21 protein-coding genes and 1 pseudogene are annotated in these 23,853 nt (G+C 64.9%); 12 read left to right on the top strand and 10 right to left on the bottom strand.

All coding sequences use genetic code 11. The features are described from left to right. The first annotated feature begins 19 nt into the window (after positions 1 to 19). Positions 20 to 952 (top strand): DMT family transporter, encoded by a 933-nt coding sequence (locus AB3X96_RS24000; protein WP_368591687.1) that lies wholly within the window; start codon positions 20 to 22, stop codon positions 950 to 952. Between the two features lie 31 nt (positions 953 to 983). On the opposite strand, the gene AB3X96_RS24005 is transcribed toward AB3X96_RS24000, so the two are convergent. After that, positions 984 to 2,282, bottom strand: coding sequence for an MFS transporter (locus AB3X96_RS24005; protein ID WP_368591688.1), 1,299 nt, complete (start codon positions 2,280 to 2,282; stop codon positions 984 to 986). 206 nt (positions 2,283 to 2,488) lie between these two features. Here AB3X96_RS24005 and AB3X96_RS24010 point away from each other — a divergent pair, with 206 nt between their 5' ends. From AB3X96_RS24010 to AB3X96_RS24050, 9 genes are all read left to right on the top strand, one after another. Then, positions 2,489 to 3,259: a GntR family transcriptional regulator gene (locus AB3X96_RS24010; protein WP_368591689.1), complete on the top strand. Its 771-nt coding sequence runs from the start codon at positions 2,489 to 2,491 to the stop codon at positions 3,257 to 3,259. A 68-nt stretch (positions 3,260 to 3,327) separates the two neighbouring features. After that, positions 3,328 to 4,998, top strand: a complete 1,671-nt coding sequence (mdcA, locus tag AB3X96_RS24015) for a malonate decarboxylase subunit alpha (RefSeq protein ID WP_368591714.1) — start codon at positions 3,328 to 3,330, stop codon at positions 4,996 to 4,998. A gap of 2 nt (positions 4,999 to 5,000) precedes the next feature. Next, a complete protein-coding gene (locus AB3X96_RS24020) occupies positions 5,001 to 5,969 on the top strand; it encodes a triphosphoribosyl-dephospho-CoA synthase (protein ID WP_368591690.1) in 969 nt (322 codons plus the stop codon). A 5-nt stretch (positions 5,970 to 5,974) separates the two neighbouring features. Then, the gene (locus AB3X96_RS24025; RefSeq protein WP_176105670.1) at positions 5,975 to 6,295 is read left to right on the top strand and encodes a malonate decarboxylase subunit delta; all 321 of its coding nucleotides are present in this window, start codon (positions 5,975 to 5,977) and stop codon (positions 6,293 to 6,295) included. Beyond that, positions 6,292 to 7,176: a biotin-independent malonate decarboxylase subunit beta gene (locus AB3X96_RS24030; protein ID WP_368591691.1), complete on the top strand. Its 885-nt coding sequence runs from the start codon at positions 6,292 to 6,294 to the stop codon at positions 7,174 to 7,176. The genes AB3X96_RS24025 and AB3X96_RS24030 overlap by 4 nt, the downstream gene beginning before the upstream one ends. Then, positions 7,173 to 7,988 carry a biotin-independent malonate decarboxylase subunit gamma gene (gene mdcE, locus AB3X96_RS24035; protein ID WP_368591692.1) on the top strand — a complete coding sequence of 272 codons (816 nt, stop codon included), beginning with the start codon at positions 7,173 to 7,175 and terminating at the stop codon, positions 7,986 to 7,988. Before AB3X96_RS24030 ends, mdcE begins: the two co-directional genes overlap by 4 nt. Continuing rightward, complete coding sequence (locus AB3X96_RS24040) at positions 7,988 to 8,686, top strand: malonate decarboxylase holo-ACP synthase (protein WP_368591715.1); 699 nt, start codon at positions 7,988 to 7,990, stop codon at positions 8,684 to 8,686. Before mdcE ends, AB3X96_RS24040 begins: the two co-directional genes overlap by 1 nt. After that, entirely contained in the window at positions 8,686 to 9,621 is a 936-nt protein-coding gene (locus AB3X96_RS24045) for a malonate decarboxylase subunit epsilon (protein ID WP_368591693.1), read from the top strand. Before AB3X96_RS24040 ends, AB3X96_RS24045 begins: the two co-directional genes overlap by 1 nt. A 605-nt stretch (positions 9,622 to 10,226) precedes the next feature. Then, positions 10,227 to 11,036, top strand: coding sequence for a class I SAM-dependent methyltransferase (locus AB3X96_RS24050; RefSeq protein ID WP_368591694.1), 810 nt, complete (start codon positions 10,227 to 10,229; stop codon positions 11,034 to 11,036). Positions 11,037 to 11,056: 20 nt separating this feature from the next. Here the strand turns inward: AB3X96_RS24050 and AB3X96_RS24055 are convergent, their stop codons facing one another. The 8 genes from AB3X96_RS24055 to AB3X96_RS24090 form a co-directional block, all read right to left on the bottom strand. After that, positions 11,057 to 13,813 carry an HAD-IC family P-type ATPase gene (locus AB3X96_RS24055; RefSeq protein WP_368591695.1) on the bottom strand — a complete coding sequence of 919 codons (2,757 nt, stop codon included), beginning with the start codon at positions 13,811 to 13,813 and terminating at the stop codon, positions 11,057 to 11,059. A gap of 78 nt (positions 13,814 to 13,891) precedes the next feature. Further along, positions 13,892 to 14,806, bottom strand: coding sequence for a polyphosphate kinase 2 family protein (locus AB3X96_RS24060; protein ID WP_368591716.1), 915 nt, complete (start codon positions 14,804 to 14,806; stop codon positions 13,892 to 13,894). A gap of 79 nt (positions 14,807 to 14,885) precedes the next feature. After that, complete coding sequence (locus tag AB3X96_RS24065; protein ID WP_368591696.1) at positions 14,886 to 15,044, bottom strand: hypothetical protein; 159 nt, start codon at positions 15,042 to 15,044, stop codon at positions 14,886 to 14,888. 170 nt (positions 15,045 to 15,214) lie between these two features. After that, positions 15,215 to 16,315 carry a galactofuranose ABC transporter, permease protein YjfF gene (gene yjfF / locus AB3X96_RS24070; protein ID WP_176105662.1) on the bottom strand — a complete coding sequence of 367 codons (1,101 nt, stop codon included), beginning with the start codon at positions 16,313 to 16,315 and terminating at the stop codon, positions 15,215 to 15,217. Then, positions 16,312 to 17,355, bottom strand: a complete 1,044-nt coding sequence (locus AB3X96_RS24075) for an ABC transporter permease (protein WP_176105661.1) — start codon at positions 17,353 to 17,355, stop codon at positions 16,312 to 16,314. The genes yjfF and AB3X96_RS24075 overlap by 4 nt, the downstream gene beginning before the upstream one ends. Then, entirely contained in the window at positions 17,352 to 18,992 is a 1,641-nt protein-coding gene (locus AB3X96_RS24080; RefSeq protein WP_368591697.1) for a sugar ABC transporter ATP-binding protein, read from the bottom strand. The genes AB3X96_RS24075 and AB3X96_RS24080 overlap by 4 nt, the downstream gene beginning before the upstream one ends. 254 nt (positions 18,993 to 19,246) lie before the next feature. Further along, the gene (locus AB3X96_RS24085; protein ID WP_176105659.1) at positions 19,247 to 20,233 is read right to left on the bottom strand and encodes an ABC transporter substrate-binding protein; all 987 of its coding nucleotides are present in this window, start codon (positions 20,231 to 20,233) and stop codon (positions 19,247 to 19,249) included. Between the two features lie 181 nt (positions 20,234 to 20,414). Continuing rightward, positions 20,415 to 21,017 (bottom strand): alpha-ketoglutarate-dependent dioxygenase AlkB, encoded by a 603-nt coding sequence (locus tag AB3X96_RS24090; RefSeq protein WP_368591698.1) that lies wholly within the window; start codon positions 21,015 to 21,017, stop codon positions 20,415 to 20,417. A gap of 74 nt (positions 21,018 to 21,091) precedes the next feature. Here AB3X96_RS24090 and AB3X96_RS24095 point away from each other — a divergent pair. Next, positions 21,092 to 21,562 (top strand): annotated as a pseudogene (locus tag AB3X96_RS24095) (malonic semialdehyde reductase); the annotation flags it as partial. 59 nt (positions 21,563 to 21,621) lie between these two features. On the opposite strand, the gene AB3X96_RS24100 reads toward AB3X96_RS24095, so the two are convergent. Further along, entirely contained in the window at positions 21,622 to 21,969 is a 348-nt protein-coding gene (locus AB3X96_RS24100) for a hypothetical protein (RefSeq protein WP_368591699.1), read from the bottom strand. Between the two features lie 429 nt (positions 21,970 to 22,398). On the opposite strand from AB3X96_RS24100, the gene AB3X96_RS24105 reads away from it, so the two are divergent. After that, the gene (locus AB3X96_RS24105) at positions 22,399 to 23,562 is read left to right on the top strand and encodes a metallophosphoesterase (protein ID WP_368591700.1); all 1,164 of its coding nucleotides are present in this window, start codon (positions 22,399 to 22,401) and stop codon (positions 23,560 to 23,562) included. Positions 23,563 to 23,853: the final 291 nt, after the last annotated feature.

Below are 23,853 nucleotides of genomic sequence, written 5' to 3' on the forward strand. Positions count from 1 at the left end.
TCTCAAGGAGTCGTTGCGCATGTCCCTCACCTCACGTCAACAAGGCGCGATCACGCTGGCGGGCGGCGGGCTGCTGATGGGCACGATCGGCGTTTTCGTCGAGGAGGCGCGGCTCGATGCGCTGACGCTCGTGTTCTTCCGCTGCCTGTTCGGCTTTCTGTCGCTCGCCGCCTATTGCGCGTGGAAGGGCTTTTTCACGCGCGCGCAGTTCACGCGCCGCACGGTCGCGCTCGCGCTGATTTCCGGCGTGCTGATGGTTACGCAATGGGTCGGCTTTTTCGACGCGATTCATCGCACCAGCATCGCGGTCGCGACCGTCGTGTTTCATGTGCAGCCGTTCTGGGTCGTGCTGATCGGCGCGGCGCTCTTTAACGAACGGCTCGGCGCGGACCGGCTCGGCTGGATCGCGACGGCGTTCGTCGGGCTCGTGCTCGCGTCGGGCGTCATCGCGGCCGGCAATCTGCAGGGCCACACCAGCTACCTGATCGGCTTGAGCGAAGCGCTGCTCGGCTCGCTGCTGTACGCGAGCGTCACGCTGATCGCGAAAAGCCTCGGCGACATGCGCCCGCATCTGCTCACGCTCATGCAATGCGCGGTCGGCGTGATCTGCCTGCCGCTGATCGCGCCGTTCATCGCGCCTTTGACGCTCACGCATATCGGGCCGATGCAGTGGTTCTGGCTGATCGGCATGGGCGTGCTGCACACGGGATTGTCGTACGTGCTGATTTACGGCGCGCTGCCGAAGCTCAGCACGCCGGTGATCGCGGTGCTGCTGTTCGTTTATCCGCTGACCGCGATCGTCGTGGATGCGCTCGTGTATGGCCGGGCGCTGTCGCTGGCGCAACTGGCCGGCATGGCGCTGATCGTCGCCGCGAGTCTCGGCGTCAATCTCGGCTGGCCGTTGCTGACGCTGCTGCATCCGGCTGGGGGGGCGCGCAGTCACGCGAAGTAACGCGAAGCAACGCGCGCCGCCCGCCTGGTGCTCACTGCGGCAGCGTCTCCCCCTTCGTCTCCGGCGCGAACGGAATCACGAACAGGCCGAGCACGAAGGCGAGCGCGGTCAACGCGACCGGCACACCGAGCGTCTGCATATGCAGCACCGCCGCGCCGAGCAGAAAGTTGACGCCCGCGCCGACGAAGCGTCCAAACGACGTGCAGAACGCAAACGCGGTCGCGCGTACGCGGGTTTCGAACTGCTCGGGCAGCCACAGGCTGAACAACGCGAAGTTGCCGCCGAAAAAGCCCAGCACGAACAGCCACGCGATGAACGGCGCGAGCCCGTTCGGCAGATAGAACGCCCAGCCGAAGCTCGCCGCGATCGACACCGCCATTCCCGCGAAGTACACCGCCAACGTCATCTTGCGGCCGATGCGCTCGGCCATCGGCGGCAGCGCGAGACAGCCGAGGATCGTGCCGATCGACAGCAGGCCGGTAGCCAGCGACGCCGTGCGAATTGAATCGCCCTTCGACATGCCGGCGCGCGTCGCGAGCTGGATCACCGCGGACGGCTCGTAGACCGCACCCGCCCAGAGTCCGGTGATCGCGATGGTCAGCAGAATGCACGCGACCCATGTGCGACGCCTGTAGGCCGGCCCCATGATCTCGCGCAGCGGCTTCACACGCACTGTCTTGGCGTCGGCCTTCTGCCACTTCTCCGGCTCCTTCACGCGCAGCAGAATCAGAATCGCGACGACGACCGGCACCGCGCCGGTCAGGAACATCGCGCGCCAGCCGAAATGCACGCCGACCGTGTAATTGAGCGCGGCCGCGAGAAAGAAGCCCGCGTAGTAGCCGGTCTGCAGATAACCGGCGCCCATCTTGCGGCGATCCTCGGGCCACGCCTCGGCCACGTAGGTGCCCGCAAGCGCCCATTCCCCACCGATGCCGACGCCCGCGATGAAGCGATAAATACCGAGCTGCCACACATTGGTCGAGGTCGCGGCAAGCCCGGTGAAAATTGCGAACGTGAAGATCGTCGCGGCGAGCACCTTGGTGCGGCCGAAGCGATCGGCGAGCGGTCCCCAGATGAACGACAGCCCCCAACCGACCAGGAACAGCGCAAACAGGATCGATCCCGCAAGGCCGACATTCGACGGCGTGGCCGCGAAGCCCGAACGCGGCAGCAACTCCGTCAGCGCTGGCGTGAGCACCAGCGCGTAAATGAACGAGTCCATGCCGTCGAGCGTCCAGCCGGCCCACGCGCCCCAAAACCCTGCGATCTGCGAACGATTGAGCGGTGTGCGCTGACGCGCGAGCGCTCGTCGGTCGGTCACTGTATTCATCTTGCTCCTCCAGCCTACGATGGTTGAACGTAACGAAAAACGACGGGCGCGCTTGGTGTTGGATCGACGACGTTGATTGATCGGCGATGTCCTCGTACAACTGATTCAGAGGACGGCGCGGGGAAACTGCCGGGACGGTGGGTGAAGACCCTTCCGGGTTTGCCCGCGCTGAAATACGCGTCTTTTTATATATAATATTTGATACTATGACCGACGCAACTGAAGGTTTTCCCCTGGACGCGCCCGTGCCCGGCTCGTTTCTTCCGGCCGCGGCACCCCGCGAAAGCACCTCGCACATGATTGCGGAGGCGCTGCGCGCGGCGATCGTCGACGGCACGCTCGCGCCCGGCGCACCATTGCGCCAGGACGCGATCGCCCGGCATTTCTCCGTCAGCGCGATTCCCGTGCGTGAGGCGCTGCGCCAGCTGGAAAGCGAGGGCTGGGCGCGCGCAGCCGTCCACAAAGGCGCGACCGTCGCGCCTTTGTCCGCCAACGAGGCGCGCGAGATCTACGAGATCCGCTCGGCGCTCGAAAGTCTCGCGCTCGGCCTCGCGATTCCGAATCACACCTCGGCGACGCTGCGCGAAGCCGCGCAGTTGTGCAGCGCCGCCGAGCGCGAAGAGGACCCGTCGCTATACGTGACGCGCAATGCCGCGTTCCATATGTGTCTGTACGCGCCCGCCGGCCGGCCGCAGTTGGAGGACATGATCGGCTTGCTGCACCGGCGCGGCGAACGCTATCTGCGGTTGAAGTTCGGCTTGCCGTCGTACAAGGGCGAGTCCGACAGTGAGCACGCCGCGTTGCTCGAAGCCGTCGAGCGCCGCGATATCGCGGCCGCGCAGTCGCTGGTGGTCGCGCATCTGCTCGGCACCGGCGAGCTTCTGCATCGTTTCCTGACCGAGCGCGCGCGCGAAGAAGCGCTGGCGCATCAACCGAAGCCGCGCGGACGACGCCCGCGCGTCCACACCGGGAGCTGACTGAACCGATGAATGAGCCGATGAATGAGCCGATGAATGAGCCGATGACCGAGCCGATGACCGAGCCGATGAACCACCCCGCCGAAGCCGCCGCATCGCGGTCCACTGCCCGCTCATGGACGACCCGGCGCGACGAGAAGAACCGCCGCCTCGCGGCCATCGCTCCGTGGCTCGAAGACGGCGTGCTGCCCACGCACCGCATAATCGATGCGCTCGAAACGCTGATCCAGCCCGGCGAGCGAGTCGCGCTCGAAGGCGACAACCAGAAGCAGGCCGACTTCCTGTCGCGCTCGCTCGCGAAGGTCGATCCGCAAAAGCTGCACGACGTACATCTGCTCATTTCCAGCATCAGTCGTCCTGAACACTTGACGCTGTTCGAGCGCGGCATCGCGCACAAGGTCGATTTCTCGTTCGCGGGGCCGCAGAGTCTGCGCGTCGCGCAATTGCTCGAAGACGGCCAGCTGGAAATCGGCGCGATTTATACGTATGTCGAGCTGTACGCGCGCATGTTCGTCGACCTGACGCCGCACGTCGCGCTGCTGTGCGCGGACAAGGCCGACCGTCACGGCAATCTGTACACCGGCCCGAACACCGAGGACACGCCGACCATCGCCGAAGCCGCCGCGTTCCGTCACGGCATCGTGATCGTGCAGGTCAACGAGATCGTCGACGAGTTGCCGCGCGTCGACATTCCGGGTTCGTGGGTCGACGTGGTCGTACAGGCGGACCGGCCGTTCGCGGTCGAGCCGCTGTTCACGCGCGATCCCCGTCATATCGGCGACTTGCAGGTGCTGACCGCGATGATGGTGATACGCGGCATCTACGAGCCGTATGGCGTCACGTCGCTCAATCACGGCATCGGCTTCGATACCGCGGCGATCGAACTGCTGCTGCCCACCTACGGCGAAGCGCTCGGCCTCAAAGGCAAGATCTGCCGCAACTGGACACTCAACCCGCACCCTACGATGATCCCCGCGATCGAATCGGGCTGGGTCGACAGCATCCATTGCTTCGGCAGCGAGGTCGGTATGGAGGCGTATATCGAGGCGCGCCCCGATGTGTTCTTCACCGGCAACGACGGCAGCCTGCGCTCGAACCGCGTGCTGTGTCAGTTGGCCGGCCAATACGGCGTCGATCTGTTCATCGGCTCGACGCTGCAGATCGACGCGGACGCGAATTCGTCGACGGTCACGCGCGGACGGCTCGCCGGTTTCGGCGGAGCGCCGAACATGGGCCACGATCCGCGCGGCCGGCGTCATGCGAGCGAGGCGTGGCTGAAGCTGTTGAAGGGCGACGGCGCGGTGTCGCGCGGCCAGAAGCTCGTCGTGCAACTCGCGGAAACGTACAAGAAAGGCGGCGAGCCGACCTTCGTCGATGAACTCGACGCGATCGCCGTCGGCGCGAAAAACGGCATGCCGATTGCGCCGGTGATGATCTACGGCGACGACGTGAGCCATGTGGTCACCGAGGAAGGCATCGCGCATCTGCACAAGGCCGAAGGCATCGACGAGCGGCGCGCGGCGATCGCGGCGGTGGCCGGTGTCACGCCGATCGGCCTGCGCGCAAAAGCCGAGAAAACCGCCGAGTTGCGCCGGCGCGGCATCGTCGCGTATCCGGAAGATCTCGGCATCCGGCGCGGCGAAGCGAAGCGTTCGCTGCTCGCGGCGCGCAGCATCGACGATCTGGTCACGTGGTCGGGCGGACTGTACGCGCCGCCCGCGCGCTTCCGGAGCTGGTGACGATGGCGTCCGCAGCTGCTGTTGTCGAACGGTTGGACGCGCCGCCTGCTCCTGTCCTGCGCGATGCGTGCGGCACATCGCCCAAGGGGGCGCCGTTTTCCGACGCGCAACTCGCGCGCGACGCGATCACCGCGCTGATCGACGAGGCCGAACTCACGCCGAAGCCCGCGCTCGTCGACCGGCGCGGCAGCGGCGCGCATCGCGACCTCGATCTCGCGATCATGCGGCGCTCCGCGCACGCGCTCGAACCGACGTTCGCGGCGCTCGCGCGCACCGCGCGGCGTCGCGGCGAACCGTCGGCGCTGCTGCGCGCCGAACTTGCGCAGGTCGGCCGCGCGGGCGAACTGGACATGATGCAGGCGACCGGCGGTTGCAACGCGCATCGCGGCGCGATCTGGATCATCGGCTTGCTCGTTGCAGGCGTCGCGCTCGAAACGTCTTCGAGTGCCTCGATGCGTACGCACGGACCTGGCGCGCCGAACCCTCTGGATTCCTCGCGCGTCTGCACTTTGGCCGCGCAGATCGCCTGCTTCCCGGACCGCTTCGCCGCTTCGTCCGATAGCCACGGCGAACGCGCGCGTCGACGCTATCAGGTTGGCGGCGCACGGCGCGAAGCGCAGGACGGCTTCCCGCACGCGCTCGACGTCGGCCTGCCCGCATTACGCGCGGCGCGCGCACGCGGCATCGACGAAAATACCGCGCGCATCGACGCCTTGCTCGCGATCATGAGCACGCTCGACGACACCTGCCTGCTGCATCGCGCGGGCCTCGCCGGCTTGCATGCGGGGCAGCGCGGCGCACGACGCGTGCTCGACGCGGGCGGCAGTTCGACAGCCGCGGGCCGCGTCGCGCTCGACGCGCTCGAACGCGAACTGCTCGCGCTGAACGCATCGCCTGGCGGCGCGGCCGATCTGCTCGCCGCCACCCTCTTTCTCGACATGCTGGCGCATCGCGACGCCAGCCGGAGCTGAGCCTCATGGAACATCTGACCTTTGACTATCCGGCGCAACGCGCCGTCACGACCCGCGCGCACGTCGGCGTAGTCGGCTCGGGCGATCTGGAAGTGCTGCTGTCGCCCGCCGCCGATGCAGGCGGCTCGGCGCTTGCTGCGCACGTGGTCGTGCGCACCAGCGTCGACGGCTACAGCCACATCTGGAAGAGCGTGCTCGACCGCTTCTTCACGCGCTACGACGGCGCCGCGAACATCGAGATCAACGACTTCGGCGCGACGCCGGGCGTGGTCGCGCTGCGGCTCGCGGAGGCGGTCGAAGCGGCCGAGGAAGGAGACAGCATATGAGCACGAGCGCCAGCATTCACCGCGCACCGCTGCTGCACGAGAGCTTCATCGAACTGCCCGCGCGCGAGCGCGCCCGTTCGCTGCTCGACACGGGCAGCTTCCGCGAATTGCTCGGTCCGTTCGACCGCATCGCGTCGCCGTGGCTGCCCATGCAGGGCATCGTCTGCCAGGCCGACGACGGCTGTGTGATCGCGCGCGGCACGATCGACGGCGAACCGGCCGTGGTCGCGGCGATCGAAGCGGCGTTCCAGGGCGGCAGCATCGGCGAAGTGTCGGGCAGCAAGATCGCCGCGGCGCTCGAGATGGCGCGGCGCGACTGCGAGCGCGGCAAGCTCGTGCGCCCGGTCGTGCTGTTCGAGACCGGCGGCGTGCGGTTGCAGGAAGCGAACCTCGGGCTCGCGGTGATCGCCGAGATTCAGGCGGCGATCGTCGCGCTGCGCCGGCACGTGCCGGTGGTCGGTGTGATCGCGGGGATGGTCGGCTGCTTCGGGGGCATGTCGCTCGCGGCCGCGCTGTGCTCGTATCTGATCGTGACCAGGCAGGGACGGCTCGGCATGAACGGACCCGAAGTGATCGAGCAGGAAGCCGGGATCGAAGAACTCGATGCGAGCGATCGCCGCCGCGTGTGGCAACTGATCGGCGGCGAGCAGCGCGTCGCGAGCGCGCTCGCCGATACCCTGGTTGATGACGATGCCGACGCGGTGCGCGCCGCCGTCCACGCCGTGTTCGCGCAGGGCGTGCCGGCCGCGCATCGCAGCGAGCAGGTCGACACGTTCCTGCAGCGGCTCGCGCGGATCGATCCGCCGAGCGTCACGCCCGAGACAATGCGTGATGTGTACAACCCGCAAGCGGGCGATGCATCGAACAAGGAGCAGGCATGAGCGACACGACACTCACGCGCGGCGCGCGCTGGTTCAACGCACTGGCCGGCGAATCGTCGAGCGCCGCGCCCGTCTGGAGCAGCGATGCGCCGCTCGGCGGCGACACCGCGCGCTTTATCGCGGTCGTGCCCGATGCCGCGAATCGCTTTCCACGCGCGACCAGCAACGTGGTCGGACTCGAACAGGGCTGGCAACTCGCGCGCGCGGTGCGCGAAGTCATGGAGGCGGATCGAGGCGCCGGCACACGCCGCCCGATCGTCGCGATCGTCGATGTGAAGAGCCAGGCGTATGGCTATCGCGAGGAAATGCTCGGCATCCACCTCGCCTGCGCGGCCGCGGTCGACGCCTACGCGAGCGCACGCGACGCCGGCCATCCGGTGATCGCGCTGATCGTCGGTCCGGCGATGTCCGGCGCGTTCCTCGCGCACGGCTATCAGGCGAACCGCATCGTCGCGCTCGACGTGCCCGGCACGATGGTCCACGCGATGGGCAAGGAAGCAGCCGCGCGCGTCACGCGCCGCACGGTCGAAGAACTCGACGAACTCGGCGAGACGATCGTGCCGATGTCGTATTCGATGGCCTCGTTCGCGAAGCTGGGGCTGCTCGATCAGCTGATCGACGGCGTCGACGCCGATGCGCCCGACGCGGCGCAGATCGAGCGCGTGCGCACCGTGCTGGTCGAACAGATTCGCAGCGCGCGCGACGGGGATCGGACGCTCGCGCGTCGGCTGGAATCGGTTGCGGCGCGGCAGACTCGCGCGGCGTCGATCGAGGTGCGGCGGCGTCTTGCCGAACAGTGGGACGCCGTGTGATGCGCGTGTGTGCGGCTGCGCCCTTCCCGACTGCTTGCGCCACGTCGTGCGACGCGCGCTGGCGGCCGCATGATCTGCTGCGCTTGCGACGACTCGATGCGCTCGATGACGAACCCGCGTGGGTCCGCGCTGCGTTCCAACGCGCACCGTATGCGGTCGTGCGACGCGCGCTCGCCGTTGAAGGTTTCGTCGCGATCGGCGTGCGCGGCGCAGAGCGAGCGCAGCGTTACGGCACGTGGGCGCACGCGGACGATATCGTCGGCGTCGTAGCGCCGGAGTCCCTGGCGCAGGCGCGACCCGGTCCCGAACGTGATGCATTGCCTTCTTTCGTTGCCCTGAATTCGTTGCAACGCGACCGGAGCGGTCCGCTTTCTGGATTCGCTTGGGGTCCTTCTGGTAGCACGGGATTCGAACTGGCGACGCATGCTCCCACCGTGAACGAAGCCAGCGATCTCGATCTGTTGATCCGCGTGCCCGAACTGCTGGCGTTGAAGGTCGCGAGTGCTTTGCTGGAGCAACTTCAAACGCTCTCGGCTCGTATCGGTGTGCGCATCGATGCACAACTCGAAACGCCCGCGGGCGGCGTCGCGCTCGCGGAGTGGGCTGCGGGCAAGGCGCGCGTGCTGGCCCGCCACGCGAGCGGTCCCCGCTTGATCGCCAATCCGTGGGCCGAGGTCGCTCAGGATGGCGCTACCTGATGTTCGCGCTTATCTTCCCCGGTCAGGGTGCGCAAAGCGAAGGCTTTCTGAATCGACTGCCGCGGCATCGCGCGGTACAGGACACGTTCGCTGAAGCATCGGACACCCTCGGCGTCGACGTGCTGACGCTCGACTCGCCCGACGCTCTGGACTCGACCGTCGCCGTGCAACTGGGCCTGACGATCGCGGGCGTCGCGATCACGCGCGCGCTCGCCGATGAAGGTTTGGTGGCGGAAATCAGCGCGGGGCTGTCGGTCGGCGCATATCCGGCAGCGGTCAGTAGCGGCGCGGTGCCGTTTCGCGATGCCTTGATGATGGTGCGGCGGCGCGCCGAATTGATGGAAACCGCTTACCCGTCGGGCTATGGTCTGGCGGCCGTATCCGGCTTGAACGAGCAGCAGGTGGAAACGCTCGTCGCGCAGCAGGCGCAAGAGCAGCGGCAACGCGTTTATATCGGCAACGTCAATGCGCCGCGCCAGATCGTAATGGCCGGCGCGAACGATGCGCTCGACCTGTTCATCAAACGCGCACTTGCGGCCGGCGCGCGCAAGGCCACCCCGCTCGCGGTCAGCGTGCCCTCACATTGCGAGTTGCTCGCGCATGCGAGCGACGAACTGCTCGCGTACTCGCGCGAGTTGCGTTTCGAAACACCGCGCGGCATCTATATCGGCAATCGCGGTGGACGGCCGTTGTATACGGCCGACGCGATCCGCGAAGATCTTGCGACGAATATGCGCTACACCGTGCGCTGGTTCGATGCGCTCACCGTGATGCAGGAAATGGGCGCGCATGTGCTGGTCGAGGCACCGCCGGGGCAGGTGTCGACGGATATCGTGGGGGAGCATTTTTCGGAGACTAGCGCGCTGGCTGCCAGTGCATGGCCGTTCGACAGACTGGTCGGGACGGTGCGCAGGCGCCTCGAGCGTGGAGCGTAAGCATTTCATATAAATCTTCCGGTTGACCCTGAATGTGTCGGCCGCTGAACAACGCGAGATTCGCCCAGGTGTCTGCCCTAACGCAACGCTGCCACGCCCGAATCGATTTCTCCGCCCGGATATTTCATTTGCATACCTTGCAGAGCCCACTTCGACCCGGCGGACCGGTCTCGACCGCATCACCGGGAGCCGAGGGCGCAAAACCATCACAATAAGGCGCGAAACGTGGAGATTCCTGGCCAAATGCGCAGGGACCAACTGCTATCCTTGAAAGAAGTCGACCCGTTCTCGAGCGCACTCCCATGCGCGCGCACTCGGAAAGAGGGATCCATGAGTTGTCCCGCACTATCGCGACATTTTTTGCCCCGTCGTTCCATTGCCGGGTTGCCTGCGACACATGTCGCGTGCACCGCCCTCGAGCGATAGTCCAGCTACACAGAGCCTTACACAAAACCTGAACCGCAACGCAGTTGAATCAGCAGGTTCAAATTCAGACTGATCAACTTCCCGCGAATTTATCGATCTGATGTCACACGTGTAGCAACAGCCGGCATTCTGGAAACGAGTTGCGCAGAACTCCGCCTTCGCACCGATATGAGGGAGATATGCATAGACCCATCGACACCGAAACGATTCCGAGCAATGAATTGCAGCAGGTCAGGACGACTTATGCCAAGCTTTGCGAGGACTACCTTGCGCATCGCGCCGATGGTGAATACCGGGACTATGTGCAATCGGTCATTGCCAACGACGCTAGTCTCGATCGTCATGTGCGCGCGTTCGAAATTTATGCCCCGTATATCAAGCGTGGAATGAAAGTGCTCGACTGGGGATGCCGTCACGCCCCGGATTCGTGCATGCTTCGTACGCTCTTCCGGGACATCGAGATTTATGGCTGCGACCTATGCAATGATGGGCAATTCGCGGAATTCCATCAGTACGCCGGGTTATCTTTCGCTGCGCTCAATCATGAGTTTCTGCTGCCCTACGAAGACAATCAATTCGATGTAGTGATTGGAAGCGGTGTACTCGAGCACGTGGCTCGCGAACAAAAGAGCATCGATGAGCTATGGCGCGTGCTGAAAGACAACGGTTTGCTGATAATCACATTTTTACCCAACCGCTTATCGGCAACAGAAAACGCCTGCAGAGTGATGAAGAAGTACACGGGCCATAATCGACTGTACAGCCTCAGCGACGCGAAGCGCCTGTTTCTCAGTTCGGGATTCGTACTGGAAGAATGCGGCTATCATCAAGTTTTTCCGACGTTCGCAAAAGGCATCAAGGGCGGCGGAGCGCTCAATGCACTGGCCAATATCGGCATGAAGCTGAACCGGCCTTTCGAGCGGATACCGATCGTCAATGCGGTCTCGGCAAATCTGTTTTTCATCCTCCGCCGCGTTCATGAGATGTAGCGGTAGGCCGCTGAGGCGGCCTACCCCGCAGGATCATTGCGCAACGCCGCGCCGCCCTCCTGTTGCGAAGTCACGAATCCTCGCAGTGCGGGGGTGAGTCGGAAAACGAGCTTCTCGAGCTCCACCACGAGGAAGAACAGGACGCCACCAACAAAGAGCCACCCCCACGCCGACAACGGCAAAGCCTCGGTGTGGAAAACGGCCTGGAACGGGAACGTGTAGGTGAACAGAAGCTGCAACACCACGACCCCGGCGATCCCGTACCACAGATGACGATTGCCCATATGCGCGCGCACGGTCAGTGACGAATCGAGCAGATACCGGATGTTGAGCAGATAGAACACCTGGCCCAGCGTAATCGCGTTGACCGCGGCCGTGCGCGCCAGATCATCCGACGCCCCGTGCGACTTCATCCAGAAGAAGGTCGATAGCGTATAGAGCACGAGCGCCGCGCCGACGAACAGGATGCGCCAGATGCCGAAACGCGTGACGATCGGCCGGTCGATTGCGCGCGGCGAGCGGCGCATCACGTCGGCCTCGTGCGGCTCGAAAGAAATGGTCAGGCCGAGCGCGACCGAAGTCACCATGTTGACCCACAGGATCTGCGGCGCCGTGATCGGCAGCGTAAAGGCGAACAGGATCGCCACCGCGATCACCGCGCCTTGCGCGATATTGGTCGGCAGCATGAACAGCATCGCCTTCTCGATGTTGTTGTAGACCGTGCGCCCCTCCTTCACAGCCGCGGAAATCGACGCGAAATTGTCGTCGGCGAGGATCATCCCCGCCGCCTCTTTCGTCACCTCGGTGCCCTTGATCCCCATCGCGACGCCGATGTCGGCCTTCTTCAGCGCGGGCGCATCGTTGACGCCGTCGCCCGTCATCGCGACGATCTGCCGATTCGCCTGGATCGCCTTGACGAGCCGCAGCTTGTGCTCGGGACTCGCGCGCGCGAACACGTCGACGCTGCGCACGCATTCCTGCAGCGCCGCGTCATTCATCGCTTCGATCTCGGCGCCGGACACGGCCGTTTTGCCGTCGCCGATGCCCAGCATTCTTGCGATTGCCGCCGCCGTGATCTTGTGGTCGCCCGTGATCATCGTCACGCGGATGCCCCCGCCGTGGCATTCGCGCACGGCCTCGATCGCCTCTTTGCGCGGCGGGTCCATCAGACCCACGAGGCCGAGCAATACGAGGGTGCGCGGCAGGTCCTGCGGCCCGAGAGTCCCCGTACGCAGGCCCGGGTCCGGCAGCCACGCCAGCCCGAGCACGCGCTCGCCTTGCGCGGCGAGCCGGTCGCCCTCTCTTGCGAAATGCTCGCGATCGAGCGGCACCGGGCCTTGCGCCGTCTGCTGGCGGTCGCAATGATCGATGATCACCTCTGGCGCGCCCTTGACCAGCAGCATCTCGCCGTCGGCCGAGCGGTTCAGCGTCGCCATGAACTTGTGCTCGGACTCGAAAGGAATCACGTTGATCCTCGGCGCGGCCGCGGTCTCGGCGGGACGGTCCATGCCCAGCTTGGAAGCGAACGGATAGAGCGCGCCCTCGGTCGGGTCACCCTCCACTTTCCATTTCCCTTCTTCCTCGAAGAGCTCGGCGTCGTTGCACAACAGCGACACACGGCCCATCAGCTTCAGCACGTCCGGCGCGGCGCCGATCGGCTTGCCATCGGCGCTGACCCGTCCTTCGCTGGCGTAGCCGTCGCCGGTAACGGAATAGCCGGCTTCCGCCGTCACGGCGGAGGTCACCATCATCTCCATCAGGGTCAGCGTGCCCGTCTTGTCCGAGCAGATGCGCGAGACGGCGCCCAGCGTTTCGACCGCCGGCAGGCGGCGAATGATGGCGTTGCGCTGCGCCATCCGCTGCACGCCGATGGCGAGCGTGATGGTGATGAGCGCCGGCAGGCCTTCCGGGATCACCGACACCGCAATCCCCACGATGGCCTGGAACAGCTCGACGAACGTCATGTGTCCGAGCCAATGCCCATAGGAGAACAGCAGCACGCTGACAACGGCGATAACCGCCGTGATGACGTAGCCGAATTTCTTGATCTGGCGCAGCAGCGGCGTCTCGAGCGCGCTGACTTCGGCGAGCATCTGGTTGATCCGGCCGAGCTCCGTCTGGCTGCCGGTCGTCACCACGACACCGGTTGCCCGGCCCGACAGGACCATCGTGCCGCAGAACGCCATGTTCTCGCGGTCGCCGACCGTCGCTTTGGCGGGCACCGGCGCGGTGCTCTTCTCGGCCGGGAGGGATTCGCCCGTGAGAGCCGCTTCTTCCGTGTGCAGATTCCTCGCGTCGACGAGACGCATGTCCGCCGGGATCTTGTCGCCCGATTCCAGTAGCACGATGTCGCCAGGAACGAGTTCATCGGCGGGGATCAGGCGAACCGCTCCACCACGCATCACGCGCGCCTCGGCGGACAGCATGTTGCGAATCGAATCGAGCGCCTTCTCGGCGCGTCCTTCCTGAATGAAGCCGAGCAGCGAGTTGAGAATCACGACGGCAAGAATGACCGTGCCATCGAGCCACAGGCCCATCATGAACTTGATGAAACCGGCCACGAGCAGCACGTAGATCAGAATGTTGTGGAACTGCATCAGGAAGCGTGCGACCGGCCCTCTCTTCTTGCCCTGCGGCAGGCGGTTCGGCCCATAGGTGGCCAGCCGCCCGGCCGCTTCCGCGGCATCGAGGCCCTGCGCGGGATCGACGTTGAACTGCCGTTCGATGTCACCGGCCGGTATCGCATGCCACGGCGTCGCACTCTCAACTGAGCTCATCCTCGTGTCTCCCGGTTCCAGTGATTTCGGGTCAGGGGGCCGCTCTCAATGATCCGGATCGTCCCCGGGTTGATCGGGTCACGTCTCGTCCACCGCTTCAGCGTCGAGCTCCTCCCTCGCGGCGGCGAGATCCTTCATCTGCTCTGGCGTCGCTTTCGGATATGCGAGGTCGAGCTTCTCGACGGCCTCGACGATCGCCGCCGCGACGATGAGGCGCGTGAAAGGCTTGTTGTCGGCGGGCACGACGTACCACGGAGCCGCTTCGGAGGCCGTCGCGCGGATCGCCTCTTCATAGGCCTGCATATAGTCGTTCCAGTAGCGACGCTCGCGAACGTCGGATGCGGAAAACTTCCAGTTCTTGTCGGGATTGTCGAGGCGTTCCATGAACCGCTTCTTCTGCTCCCCGTACGACAGGTTCAGATAGAACTTGACTATGACCACGCCCTGGCGCGTCAGATAGTCTTCGAAGCGCGCGATGTCGGCGAGCCGTTCGTCCCATATGTTGTTGCCGACCCGTACCGGCGGAATCTTCTGCGCACGCAGCAGATGCTGATGCACGCGCACCACCAGCGCCTCTTCATAGTACGAGCGGTTGAAAATACCGATGTGCCCGCGCTCAGGCACTTTCCTCGAATAGCGCCAAAGGAAGTCGTGCGAGAGTTCCTCATCCGACGGCTGCTTGAACGAGATGACATCGCACCCTTGCGGATTGACGCGCGACATCACGTGCTTGATCGTCCCATCCTTTCCCGCGGCGTCCATGGCCTGGAATACCAGCAGCACGGCCCAGGAATCCTGCGCGTAGAGGATCTCCTGCTCCATCGCGAGCCATTTCGATCCGCGCTGGAGCAGTTGCTGCGCCTCTCCCTTATGCATTTTGAGTCCCAGCGTCTCGCCGGGATCGAAATTCTTCAGGAAGAAATCTTTGCCGCTCGTGACGCGGAACGGATCGGTGTATGCCCGCAGCGCGTCGAGTATTTCCGTGCGAACCATCGCTTGTTTCCCCACGACATCTGCAATCAGTTGCATCGCAACCGCGGTCGTACTGGTCACAACTCTTTCTGATAATAGGTCACACAAACGGAAACGTGCTCATCGGCAACGTCGCTGCGCACTGGCGTCGCGACGGAAACGGCGAGCTGACGACGACACCAGCGCCGTCGGCGGCTGCCTCGAGCGCGGTCATCGCGGGTGAGAAATGGTGGCCGGGCGATTCGTCGGGGACCGGCATCCTCGCGAATCCGGCACACTTGCGCCAATACGACAGACTGGCATGGACGATGCCGCGATCGCCGTGCACCGAAGGCAGCGACGCGAGTGAATCGAGTCGTTAGCGACTGATAGAAAAGCGGCGCCCCGAGGAACGGGGCGCCGCCGTATGACGCGCTGGAAGACCGCGCCCTAGCCCGGCGCGCGCCCCAACACCTGCGAATCCGATGACGCCGCCGTCGTCGACGGCTCGTCATGCCCGTGCCCATGCCCCGTAGTCGTGACCGCATTGGTGCCACCGGGCCGACGCACGGACTTCGCATGCCGCTCGATCAAGCGTTGCAGCAAACAGAACGCGCACAGCAGCGCGCCGATCACGATCCGCGTCCACCACGAACTGAGCGTGCCGTCGAACGTAATCAGCGTCTGGATCGTGCCGAGAATGCCGACGCCAAACAGCGAGCCGACCACATAACCGACGCCACCGGTCAGCAGCGTGCCGCCGATCACCGTCGCTGCAATAGCATCCAGCTCCATACCCTGCCCTTGCAGCCCATAACCCGACAGCACATAGAACGTGAACACCGCGCCGCCGAGCGCCGAACAGAAGCCGCTCAGCGCATACACGCCGACCCGCGTGCGCGCGACCGGCAGCCCCATCAGCAGCGCCGAGCGCGGATTGCCGCCGACCGCATATACGTTGCGTCCGAAGCGCGTGAAATGGGCGACATAGATCGCGGCCGCCAGCGCCACGAGCGCGATCAGCACGTTCGCCGATACCGAACCGACGCCAACATTGAGACGGAACGCGGAGATCGCCTTGAACGTCGGATCGGTGATCGTGATCGACTGCGTCGTGATCAGAAAGCACAGGCCACGCGCGAAGAACATCCCCGCCAGCGTCACGATGAACGCCTGCAGGCGGAAGTAGTGAATCAGCGCGCCCTGCACCGCGCCGAACACCGTGCCCATCAACAGCACGATCGGAATAATCAGCCACACCGACACATGCATGTGCTCGGACAGCACGGCTGCGACGATCGTCGTCAGCGCGACGATCGAGCCCACCGACAGATCGATGCCGCCCGACACGATCACGAACGTCATGCCGATCGCGACGATCAGCAGGAACGCGTTATCGACGAGCAGATCGAGCAGCACCTGCCACGAGAAGAAGCCGGTGTACATCACCGAACCAAAGCCGAACAGCGCGCAGAACAGCAGGACCGTCACCGCGATCGGCAGCGTGCGCGGATCGATCACGCGGGCGAGTGCTTCGAGAAAGCGCGTCATCGTGCCACCCCGCGCGATTTGATGAGCGACGCGCCGAACGACACCGCGAGCGCGCGCGCCGCAGGTGACTGGATCACGCTGACCGCGAGCACGACGGCCGCCTTGACGACGAGCGTCGCTTCCGGCGGCACGCCGATCGAATAAGTCGTGTACGTGAGCGTCTGGATGATCAGCGCACCGAGCACGGTGCCCGCGAAACTGAAGCGGCCGCCGAGCAGCGACGTGCCGCCGAGCGTCACGGCGAGAATCGCGTCGAGTTCGAGCAGCAGGCCCGCGTTGTTGCCGTCCGCGCTGCGCACATTCGAGCTGATCAGGATGCCGGCCAGCGCCGCGGTCAAGCCCGAGAAGCTATACACCGCGAACACGATCGCCTTCGAGCGCAAGCCGACGAGCCGCGTCGCAACCGGGTTCACGCCGATCGCGCGAATGAACAGGCCAAGCGCCGTGCCCTCCACCAAAGCGGCGGTCGCCAGCACGGCTACGGTCGCGATCCATACCGAGCACGGCACGCCGAGCCAGTAGCCGCCGCCGACGAACAGATAGCCGGGCGCGCCGATCGGGATGATCTGCCCGGCGGTCAGCAGTTGCGCGATGCCGCGGCCGGCGACCATCAGAATCAGCGTCGCGATGATCGGCTGCATGCCGACGAACGCGACAAGTAGCCCGTTCCACATGCCGCTCAAGATGCCGACGACGAGCGCGGCCACGAGCGCCTGCACGATCAGCGCACCGCTCGGCACGGCCTGAGTCGCGAGTATCGTCGCGGCCGCGGCGCCCGCGATCGCGACCACCGCGCCGACCGAGATGTCGATGCCGCGCGTCGCGATCACGAGCGTCATGCCGATCGCGACCAGCACCAGCGGCGCCGCGCGATTCAGAATGTCGATCGGCGCGCCGAACAGGTGACCGTCGAGCGTGCGCAGCGCGAGAAAATGCGGATTGACCAGCAGGTTCAGTCCGCACAGCAACAGCAGCGTCACGCATGGCCACAGCAGCGGCCGCTCGACGCCGTCGCGCGCGAACCAGTTCGATAGCTTCATTCGCCGCTCCCTGCGATGAGTCGGTAGATGTTGTCTTCGTTCGATGCCTTGCCGGCCACCTCGGCGATCTTGCGGCGATCGCGCAGCACCGCGACGCGATGGCTGACGCGCAGCACCTCGCTGATCTCCGACGAGATGAACAGGATGGACAGGCCGTTCGCGCACAGCGCGAGCAGCCGGTCCATGATGTCGAACTTCGCGGCGACGTCGATGCCGCGGGTCGGCTCGTCGAGGATCAGCAGTTTCGGATCGGTTGCCAGCCAGCGCGCGAGCAGCGCCTTCTGCTGGTTGCCGCCGGACAGGAGCGCGATCGGCTGCTCGGCGTCGGACGCCTTGATGCCGAGCCGCTCGATCCACGTATCGGCGAGTTCGCGCGCGCGTTGCCGGCTGATCTTGCGCCACCAGCCGCGCCGCGCCTGCAACGCGAGCATGATGTTTTCACGAATCGACAGCTCGGCGACGATGCCTTCCTTCTTGCGGTCTTCCGCGCAATAGCCGATACCGTGGCGCACCGCGTCGTGCGGCGTGCGCAACCGCACGGGACGCCCTTCGACGAGGATCGTGCCGCTGTCCGCGCGATCCGCGCCGAACAGCAGACGTGCGGTTTCGGTGCGCCCCGAGCCGAGCAGTCCCGCGAGGCCGAGTATCTTGCCGGCGTGCACTTCGAGATCGATCGGCTGTAGCGTGCCGCGACGGCCGACGCCGCGCAGTTCGATGAACGGCTGCTTGGCCGTTGCTTGCTCCGGGTGATCGTGCGCGATCTCCTGCAGATCGTCGGCGGCCTGACCTTCGTGCGCCGCTTCGCGCAGACGCGCGCTCATGCGCTCGTGGCCGACCATCTTCGCGACCAGTTGATCCGCGGACAGATCGCGTGCCAGATATTCACCTTCGCGCTCGCCGTTGCGCATCACCGTGATGCGATCGGAGATCGCGTAGGTCTGCTCGATGAAATGCGTGACGAACAGGATCGCGATGCCCGATTGCTTGAGATGGCGAAGGATTTTGAAAAGCTGCGCGACTTCGCTGTCGTCGAGGCTCGAAGTCGGCTCGTCGAGAATCAGCACGCGCGCATCGACGGACAACGCTCGCGCGATCGCGACCATCTGCTGCACGGCGATCGGATAGGCGTCGAGCGAGCGCGTGACGTCGAGCGACACGTCGAGGCGCGCGAGCGCTTCCTGCGCGCGCCGCTTGATGTCAGGCCAGTCGATCGCGCCGAAGCGGCGCGGCTGCCGGCCCGCGAAGATGTTCTCCGCGACCGACAGATTCGGGCACAGGTTCACTTCCTGGTACAGCGTGCGCACGCCGGCCGCCTCGGCTTCCTGCGGCGACGCGAACGCGACCACCTCGCCGCCGAGGCGGATCGTGCCGGCATCGGGTGCGAGCACGCCGGTGAGCACGTTGATCAACGTGGATTTGCCGGCGCCGTTCTGGCCCATCAGCGTATGGACCTCGCCGGGAAACAGGCGGAAGTCGACGTGTTGCAGCGCCTTCACGCCCGGAAATGTCTTGCTGACGCCGGAGGTCGCCAGGATCGGTTCGCGCGCGCTCGTGTCATTCTGTTGGCTTCGCGCACCCGGCGACGTGCCGCGCTGCGGCTGGTCCGGCTGAGTCGGTTCGGTAGCGGATTGGGTCATGGACCTCGCTCGATCGGCTATGCATGGTTCGGCAGGCCCCAGCGGCATGCTCCCGCGGACGCAGGCTCCTGAAAAGAGACCGCCCGCTGCAGAAGGAAGCAGCCCGGGCGGTCAGGCACCACTGGAGAAACCTGTTCGATGCGTCCGTACTGCACATCTCCTTCGCGCCGTGGGCCGCGTCGGCCCGGGCGCCTGAACACCGCACACGCCGCGGCACTCGCGCGAGCGATGCCGCGGCGACGTTGCGCGCCGCGTCAGTACTTACGCGACGGCAAAGTTTGCGCAGCGACGCTCATCGGGAAGACAGTCTCCTGAGTCAGGATGCGCTTCGGCAGCGGCTTGCCAGCCACCACGTCTTTCACCGCCGTCATCAGCTGCGGTCCGAGCAGCGGGCTGCACTCGACGTCGACGTTGATCTTGCCGGCGGCCATCGCCTGGAAGCCGCCCTTGGTCGCGTCGAACGAAACCACCACGACGTCCTTGCCCGGATGCATGCCGGCTTCTTCCATCGCCTGGATCGCGCCGAGCGCCATGTCGTCGTTATGAGCATAGACAACGTTGATCTTGTTGCCGTAGGTCTTGATGAACGCTTCCATCACCTGCTTGCCGCCGGCAAGCGTGAAGTCGCCGCTTTGCGACGCGATGATCTTGAACTTCGGATCGCTCTTGATCACTTCGATCAGACCCGAGTGGCGGTCATTCGCCGGCGCGGAGCCGACCGTGCCTTGCAGCTCGGCGATGTTGATCGGACCTTTATCGTTCTTGTAATTCTCCTCGAGCCACTTGCCGCCGCGTCGTCCTTCTTCGAGGAAGTCCGAGCCGATCATCGTCACGTACAGCGACGGGTCCTTTACGTCGATGTTGCGGTCGGTCAGGATCACCGGAATCTTCGCGGCCTTGGCTTCGAGCAGCACCGGTTCCCAGCCCGATTCGACAACCGGCGAGAACGCGATTACGTCGACCTTCTGCGCGATATACGAGCGGATCGCCTTGATCTGGTTTTCCTGCTTCTGCTGCCCGTCGGAGAATTTGAGGTTGATACCGGCTTCCGTCGCTGCCGACTTCACCGATTCGGTATTCGCGGTGCGCCATGCGCTTTCCGCACCGACTTGCGCAAAACCGAGCGTTATTTTCTTGTCTTCGGCATGCGCGCCTGGCGTGGCCAGCGTTAGCACTCCGAGACTCGCGGAAAGCGCGAGCGCGCCCAGAGCGCGACACGCGGCACGTCGTGTATTCGCCATGACAGTCTCCAATCGTTGTTGTGTAGACGACCCAGCGGTCAGCCCGGCCCTCGTGGCCCTCACGGCGCATGGATCGTGATGTAGCGTACTGTGCGACGCGTTAACCGTCCAATCATATGATTCGCGCCCTCGATACCAATTTTGGTATAACGCGCCGGTCAGAGCATTGCCGCTCGCTGATTCAGGTCGGCGTGACTCTCGGGGTCACCCAGCGAAACGTCAGATTGATGCGCTCGCCGCTCACGCGCGGCTCCTTCGGCACCCGATGACGCCACTGCGCCTGGGTGTCGCCCTTCATCACGAGCAGGCTGCCGCCCTTCAGCGAGAACGATTGCACGACGCCACTGCGGTTGTGTTGCAGATCGAACCTGCGCGCGACGCCGAGACTCACCGACGCGATCACCGGTTGCTTGCCGAGTTCGGGCTCGCGGTCCGCATGCCACCCCATGCTGTCGGCGCCGCTGCGGTAGCGATTTAGCAGCACGCTGTTAAAACGCGCGCCGCTGGTCGCCTCTGCGGCGGCCTTCAGTTCAGCGACGGCGGGCGTCCACGCCTGCGGCACGTTGCGGATGCCCGAGTAGACATACACCGCGTCCGGCTCGCCCTGCCAGGCGGTCAGACGCGGCAGTGCAACACGGCCGCCAGGCGTGCCCATCATGTCCTGGCGCCATTGCACTTCGTCGATCAGGCGGGCGAGCAGGCGTTCGGCGTCGGCCGGTCCGAGCCAGTCGGGATACCAGTCGACGTCGGGGGTCGGCAGGTCGTTGAAAAGATCGGTGTTCATCGGAATGCCTGGATGCAAGCGGACGAGTCAGTACCTTGGCTATTATGGCCACGACGGCTCACGCGCTGATTCACCTGCTCGGCCCGACCTCGGCCAATTCGAGTCCGGGCCGCTTCGTGTTCGTCAGGACGCCGGAGGGCAAGGAGAAACTGCGCCCGGCGTTGTCGGCCGGCAATCTCGAGAAAACGATGGCCGCGCCCGTCACGGTGATCGTCGCCATGGACATGGCCTTCTACGAGCAGCTGCCGAAACTGTTTCCGCATGCCGATGCGCGCAGCTGGTTCGTCGGTAACGAGCGGTTGATCGCGGACACGGCATTTCGCAATTCGACGCTGCAAGGCGGCTATCTGATTCTCGCCGCGCGTGCGCTCGGGCTCGACACCGGGCCGATGTCGGGCTTCGATCAGGCCAAGGTCGACGAAGCGTTCTTTGCGGGCACGACGGTGAAGTCGAACTTCCTGATCAATCTTGGCTATGGCGATCCGTCCAGGCTGTTTCCTCGCAGCCCGCGTTTTTCGTTCGACGAAGCGGCGCGGATAGTGTGAAGGTGCGTTGATGATGGATGACGCGGCCGGTGTCGCGCCTCGCGTTGAATCGAATCTCGTCAGGTTAGCAGCGCGATATAAAACACCACGGTGCCGATCAACGCGCCGACGAAGCAGAAGCCCTCATCGGCTTCGTCGCCATTCGAGCGCAGCCACGCGCCGACCGCGCCGAACAGGCCCGCGATGCCGAGCGCGACACACACCATCACGACGTCGAACAGCGCGCTTTTGCCGAGTTCGGAGAAATCGATGCCGCGCACGCCGATGTAAAGCGCAATTGCCATCAGCGAAATGCCGACGAGCGGCAGCATCACATGGCTACCCTCGTGTCCGACATGATGCGCATGATGCGCATGATGCACGTCGTCCGCGTGATGCCACAGGTGGCCTGGTTTGAGCAGCTTCATGGTGTGCCTCCCCCCGCCGATCTTCTCCGGCGACAGAACCAGTCATGCCCGAAGCGCGCTGCGCTGCCCCGGCAACAGGCTGTTTGGTTCCAAGCATACTCCACGCATGAATACAATTCAAAGCCCATTTAATTCGTTTGCATAGGCATCAAATGCTTCGCGCGTGCCCTTGTAAGTATGTGCTGAGCACGGAATGCGCCTGTCCCCGGCGAAGCGCTGTCGTGGCGCGTCCCGGCGCCTGCCGGCGGGCGTCTCGTGCGGTGCGGGAGCATGAATATTGCAGCCACGGCAAGGGACCCAACATGTCGGTAGAATGATTCGCCGCGTTCGCTAACCGTCGCGCACGCAAGCACTGCCCGCCAACGGATCGCCGCCGCGCTGTCGCTGTCATGCCGGCCCTTTGGCCTCCTTCCCGTCCTGATCCTCTTTATGCGACGTTCATCGTTTCTTGTCCGCATCATCCTGATTGGCATCCTGCTGCATATCTACGTTGGATTGCGCCTGATTCCCGACATGCCGATCGACTCGGCCGGCCGCGGACTGTGCGTGCTGTGGCTCCTGCTGTCGATCTACCTGATCCCGGTCGGCATGATGGCGCGCGGCTTCAAGCGCCAGCCGCTCGGCGACCGGCTCGCGTGGGTTGGCCTGCTCGCGATGGGCTTCTTCTCGTCGCTGCTGGTACTGACGTTCGCGCGCGATCTGATGCTGGCGTCGCTGCTGACGATCGACGCGATCTGGCCGAACACGCTCACGATCGCGCATTGGCGCACCGGCTCGGCGGCGGCGGTGCCGCTGCTCGCGCTGCTGTCGACGCTGATCGGCCTCGTCAACGCGCGCCGTCGCGCGCGTGTCGTCACGATCGAAGTACCGATCGACGATCTGCCTGCCGAGCTCGACGGCTTCACGATCGTGCAGATCAGCGATATCCACGTCGGCCCGACGATCAAGGGCCGCTATGTCGACGCGATCGTCGACGCGGTGAACCGGCTCGAGCCGGATCTGATCGCGGTGACGGGCGATGTCGTCGACGGCAGCGTGCCGCAGTTGAGCCGGCATACGCAGCCGCTGTCGCGGCTCGCCGCGCGGCACGGCGCGTTTCTCGTGACCGGCAATCACGAGTACTACTCCGACGCGAACTCGTGGATCGCTGAATTCCGCCGGCTCGGCTTGCGGGTGCTGCTGAACGAACACGTGATCGTCGATCATGACGGCGCGCGCGCCGTGATCGCCGGCGTCACCGATTACTCGGCGGGTCATCACGACCCCGCGCATCGCAGCGACCCGGTCGCGGCGCTCGCCGGCGCGCCGGGGGACGTGCTGATCAGGGTGCTGCTCGCGCATCAGCCGCGCTCGGCCGAAGCGGCCGCGGCGGCCGGCTTCACGCTGCAGTTGTCGGGTCATACGCACGGTGGTCAGTTCTTTCCGTGGAATTTCTTCGTGCGGCTGCAGCAGCCGTTTACGGCGGGCCTCGCGCGTCTGGACGGACTATGGGTTTATACGAGTCGCGGCACGGGCTATTGGGGACCGCCCAAACGACTCGGCGCCCCTTCGGAGATCACACGGTTGAGACTCGTACCGGCCGAACCCGATTGAACTCAACATTCGCAGTCCGGAGCAATTAATTGCAGCCTTTCAGCATTAAGGCTAGGGCAACACTAAATGCACACTCCGTGCCGCTCGCGGCTTGACTGATCTTTGCGCAGCCCCCTAAAATTCGCGCAATTCTTCTAACCGGAATCACGATCTTGGACAGTAGCAGTTGTACGAGCCGAGTATCGATTTGCCCGCTCGCCTGAGCCCCAGGATTTCCGCGTCAGTCTTTTCTGTCGCCGTCCTGCCCTCGGGCTCGATGGCGCACGTCGCTCTCATTTCATTGTCATTCGC

The organism is Paraburkholderia sp. BR13439 (assembly GCF_040948805.1).
Classification (GTDB): domain Bacteria; phylum Pseudomonadota; class Gammaproteobacteria; order Burkholderiales; family Burkholderiaceae; genus Paraburkholderia; species Paraburkholderia youngii.

Bases quoted from the DNA above. Each gene is read 5' to 3' on its own strand.
- mdcE (WP_368591692.1), top strand. From the start codon at position 7,173: ATGAGCGACACGACACTCACGCGCGGCGCGCGCTGGTTCAACGCACTG.
- AB3X96_RS24005 (WP_368591688.1), bottom strand. From the start codon at position 2,282: ATGAATACAGTGACCGACCGACGAGCGCTCGCGCGTCAGCGCACACCG.
- AB3X96_RS24030 (WP_368591691.1), top strand. From the start codon at position 6,292: ATGAGCACGAGCGCCAGCATTCACCGCGCACCGCTGCTGCACGAGAGC.
- AB3X96_RS24025 (WP_176105670.1), top strand. From the start codon at position 5,975: ATGGAACATCTGACCTTTGACTATCCGGCGCAACGCGCCGTCACGACC.
- AB3X96_RS24105 (WP_368591700.1), top strand. From the start codon at position 22,399: ATGCGACGTTCATCGTTTCTTGTCCGCATCATCCTGATTGGCATCCTG.
- AB3X96_RS24050 (WP_368591694.1), top strand. From the start codon at position 10,227: ATGCATAGACCCATCGACACCGAAACGATTCCGAGCAATGAATTGCAG.
- AB3X96_RS24065 (WP_368591696.1), bottom strand. From the start codon at position 15,044: ATGCCGGTCCCCGACGAATCGCCCGGCCACCATTTCTCACCCGCGATG.
- AB3X96_RS24020 (WP_368591690.1), top strand. From the start codon at position 5,001: ATGGCGTCCGCAGCTGCTGTTGTCGAACGGTTGGACGCGCCGCCTGCT.
- AB3X96_RS24090 (WP_368591698.1), bottom strand. From the start codon at position 21,017: ATGAACACCGATCTTTTCAACGACCTGCCGACCCCCGACGTCGACTGG.
- AB3X96_RS24055 (WP_368591695.1), bottom strand. From the start codon at position 13,813: ATGAGCTCAGTTGAGAGTGCGACGCCGTGGCATGCGATACCGGCCGGT.
- AB3X96_RS24010 (WP_368591689.1), top strand. From the start codon at position 2,489: ATGACCGACGCAACTGAAGGTTTTCCCCTGGACGCGCCCGTGCCCGGC.
- mdcA (WP_368591714.1), top strand. From the start codon at position 3,328: ATGAACCACCCCGCCGAAGCCGCCGCATCGCGGTCCACTGCCCGCTCA.
- yjfF (WP_176105662.1), bottom strand. From the start codon at position 16,315: ATGACGCGCTTTCTCGAAGCACTCGCCCGCGTGATCGATCCGCGCACG.
- AB3X96_RS24045 (WP_368591693.1), top strand. From the start codon at position 8,686: ATGTTCGCGCTTATCTTCCCCGGTCAGGGTGCGCAAAGCGAAGGCTTT.
- AB3X96_RS24075 (WP_176105661.1), bottom strand. From the start codon at position 17,355: ATGAAGCTATCGAACTGGTTCGCGCGCGACGGCGTCGAGCGGCCGCTG.
- AB3X96_RS24040 (WP_368591715.1), top strand. From the start codon at position 7,988: ATGCGCGTGTGTGCGGCTGCGCCCTTCCCGACTGCTTGCGCCACGTCG.
- AB3X96_RS24060 (WP_368591716.1), bottom strand. From the start codon at position 14,806: ATGGTTCGCACGGAAATACTCGACGCGCTGCGGGCATACACCGATCCG.
- AB3X96_RS24080 (WP_368591697.1), bottom strand. From the start codon at position 18,992: ATGACCCAATCCGCTACCGAACCGACTCAGCCGGACCAGCCGCAGCGC.
- AB3X96_RS24085 (WP_176105659.1), bottom strand. From the start codon at position 20,233: ATGGCGAATACACGACGTGCCGCGTGTCGCGCTCTGGGCGCGCTCGCG.
- AB3X96_RS24000 (WP_368591687.1), top strand. From the start codon at position 20: ATGTCCCTCACCTCACGTCAACAAGGCGCGATCACGCTGGCGGGCGGC.
- AB3X96_RS24100 (WP_368591699.1), bottom strand. From the start codon at position 21,969: ATGAAGCTGCTCAAACCAGGCCACCTGTGGCATCACGCGGACGACGTG.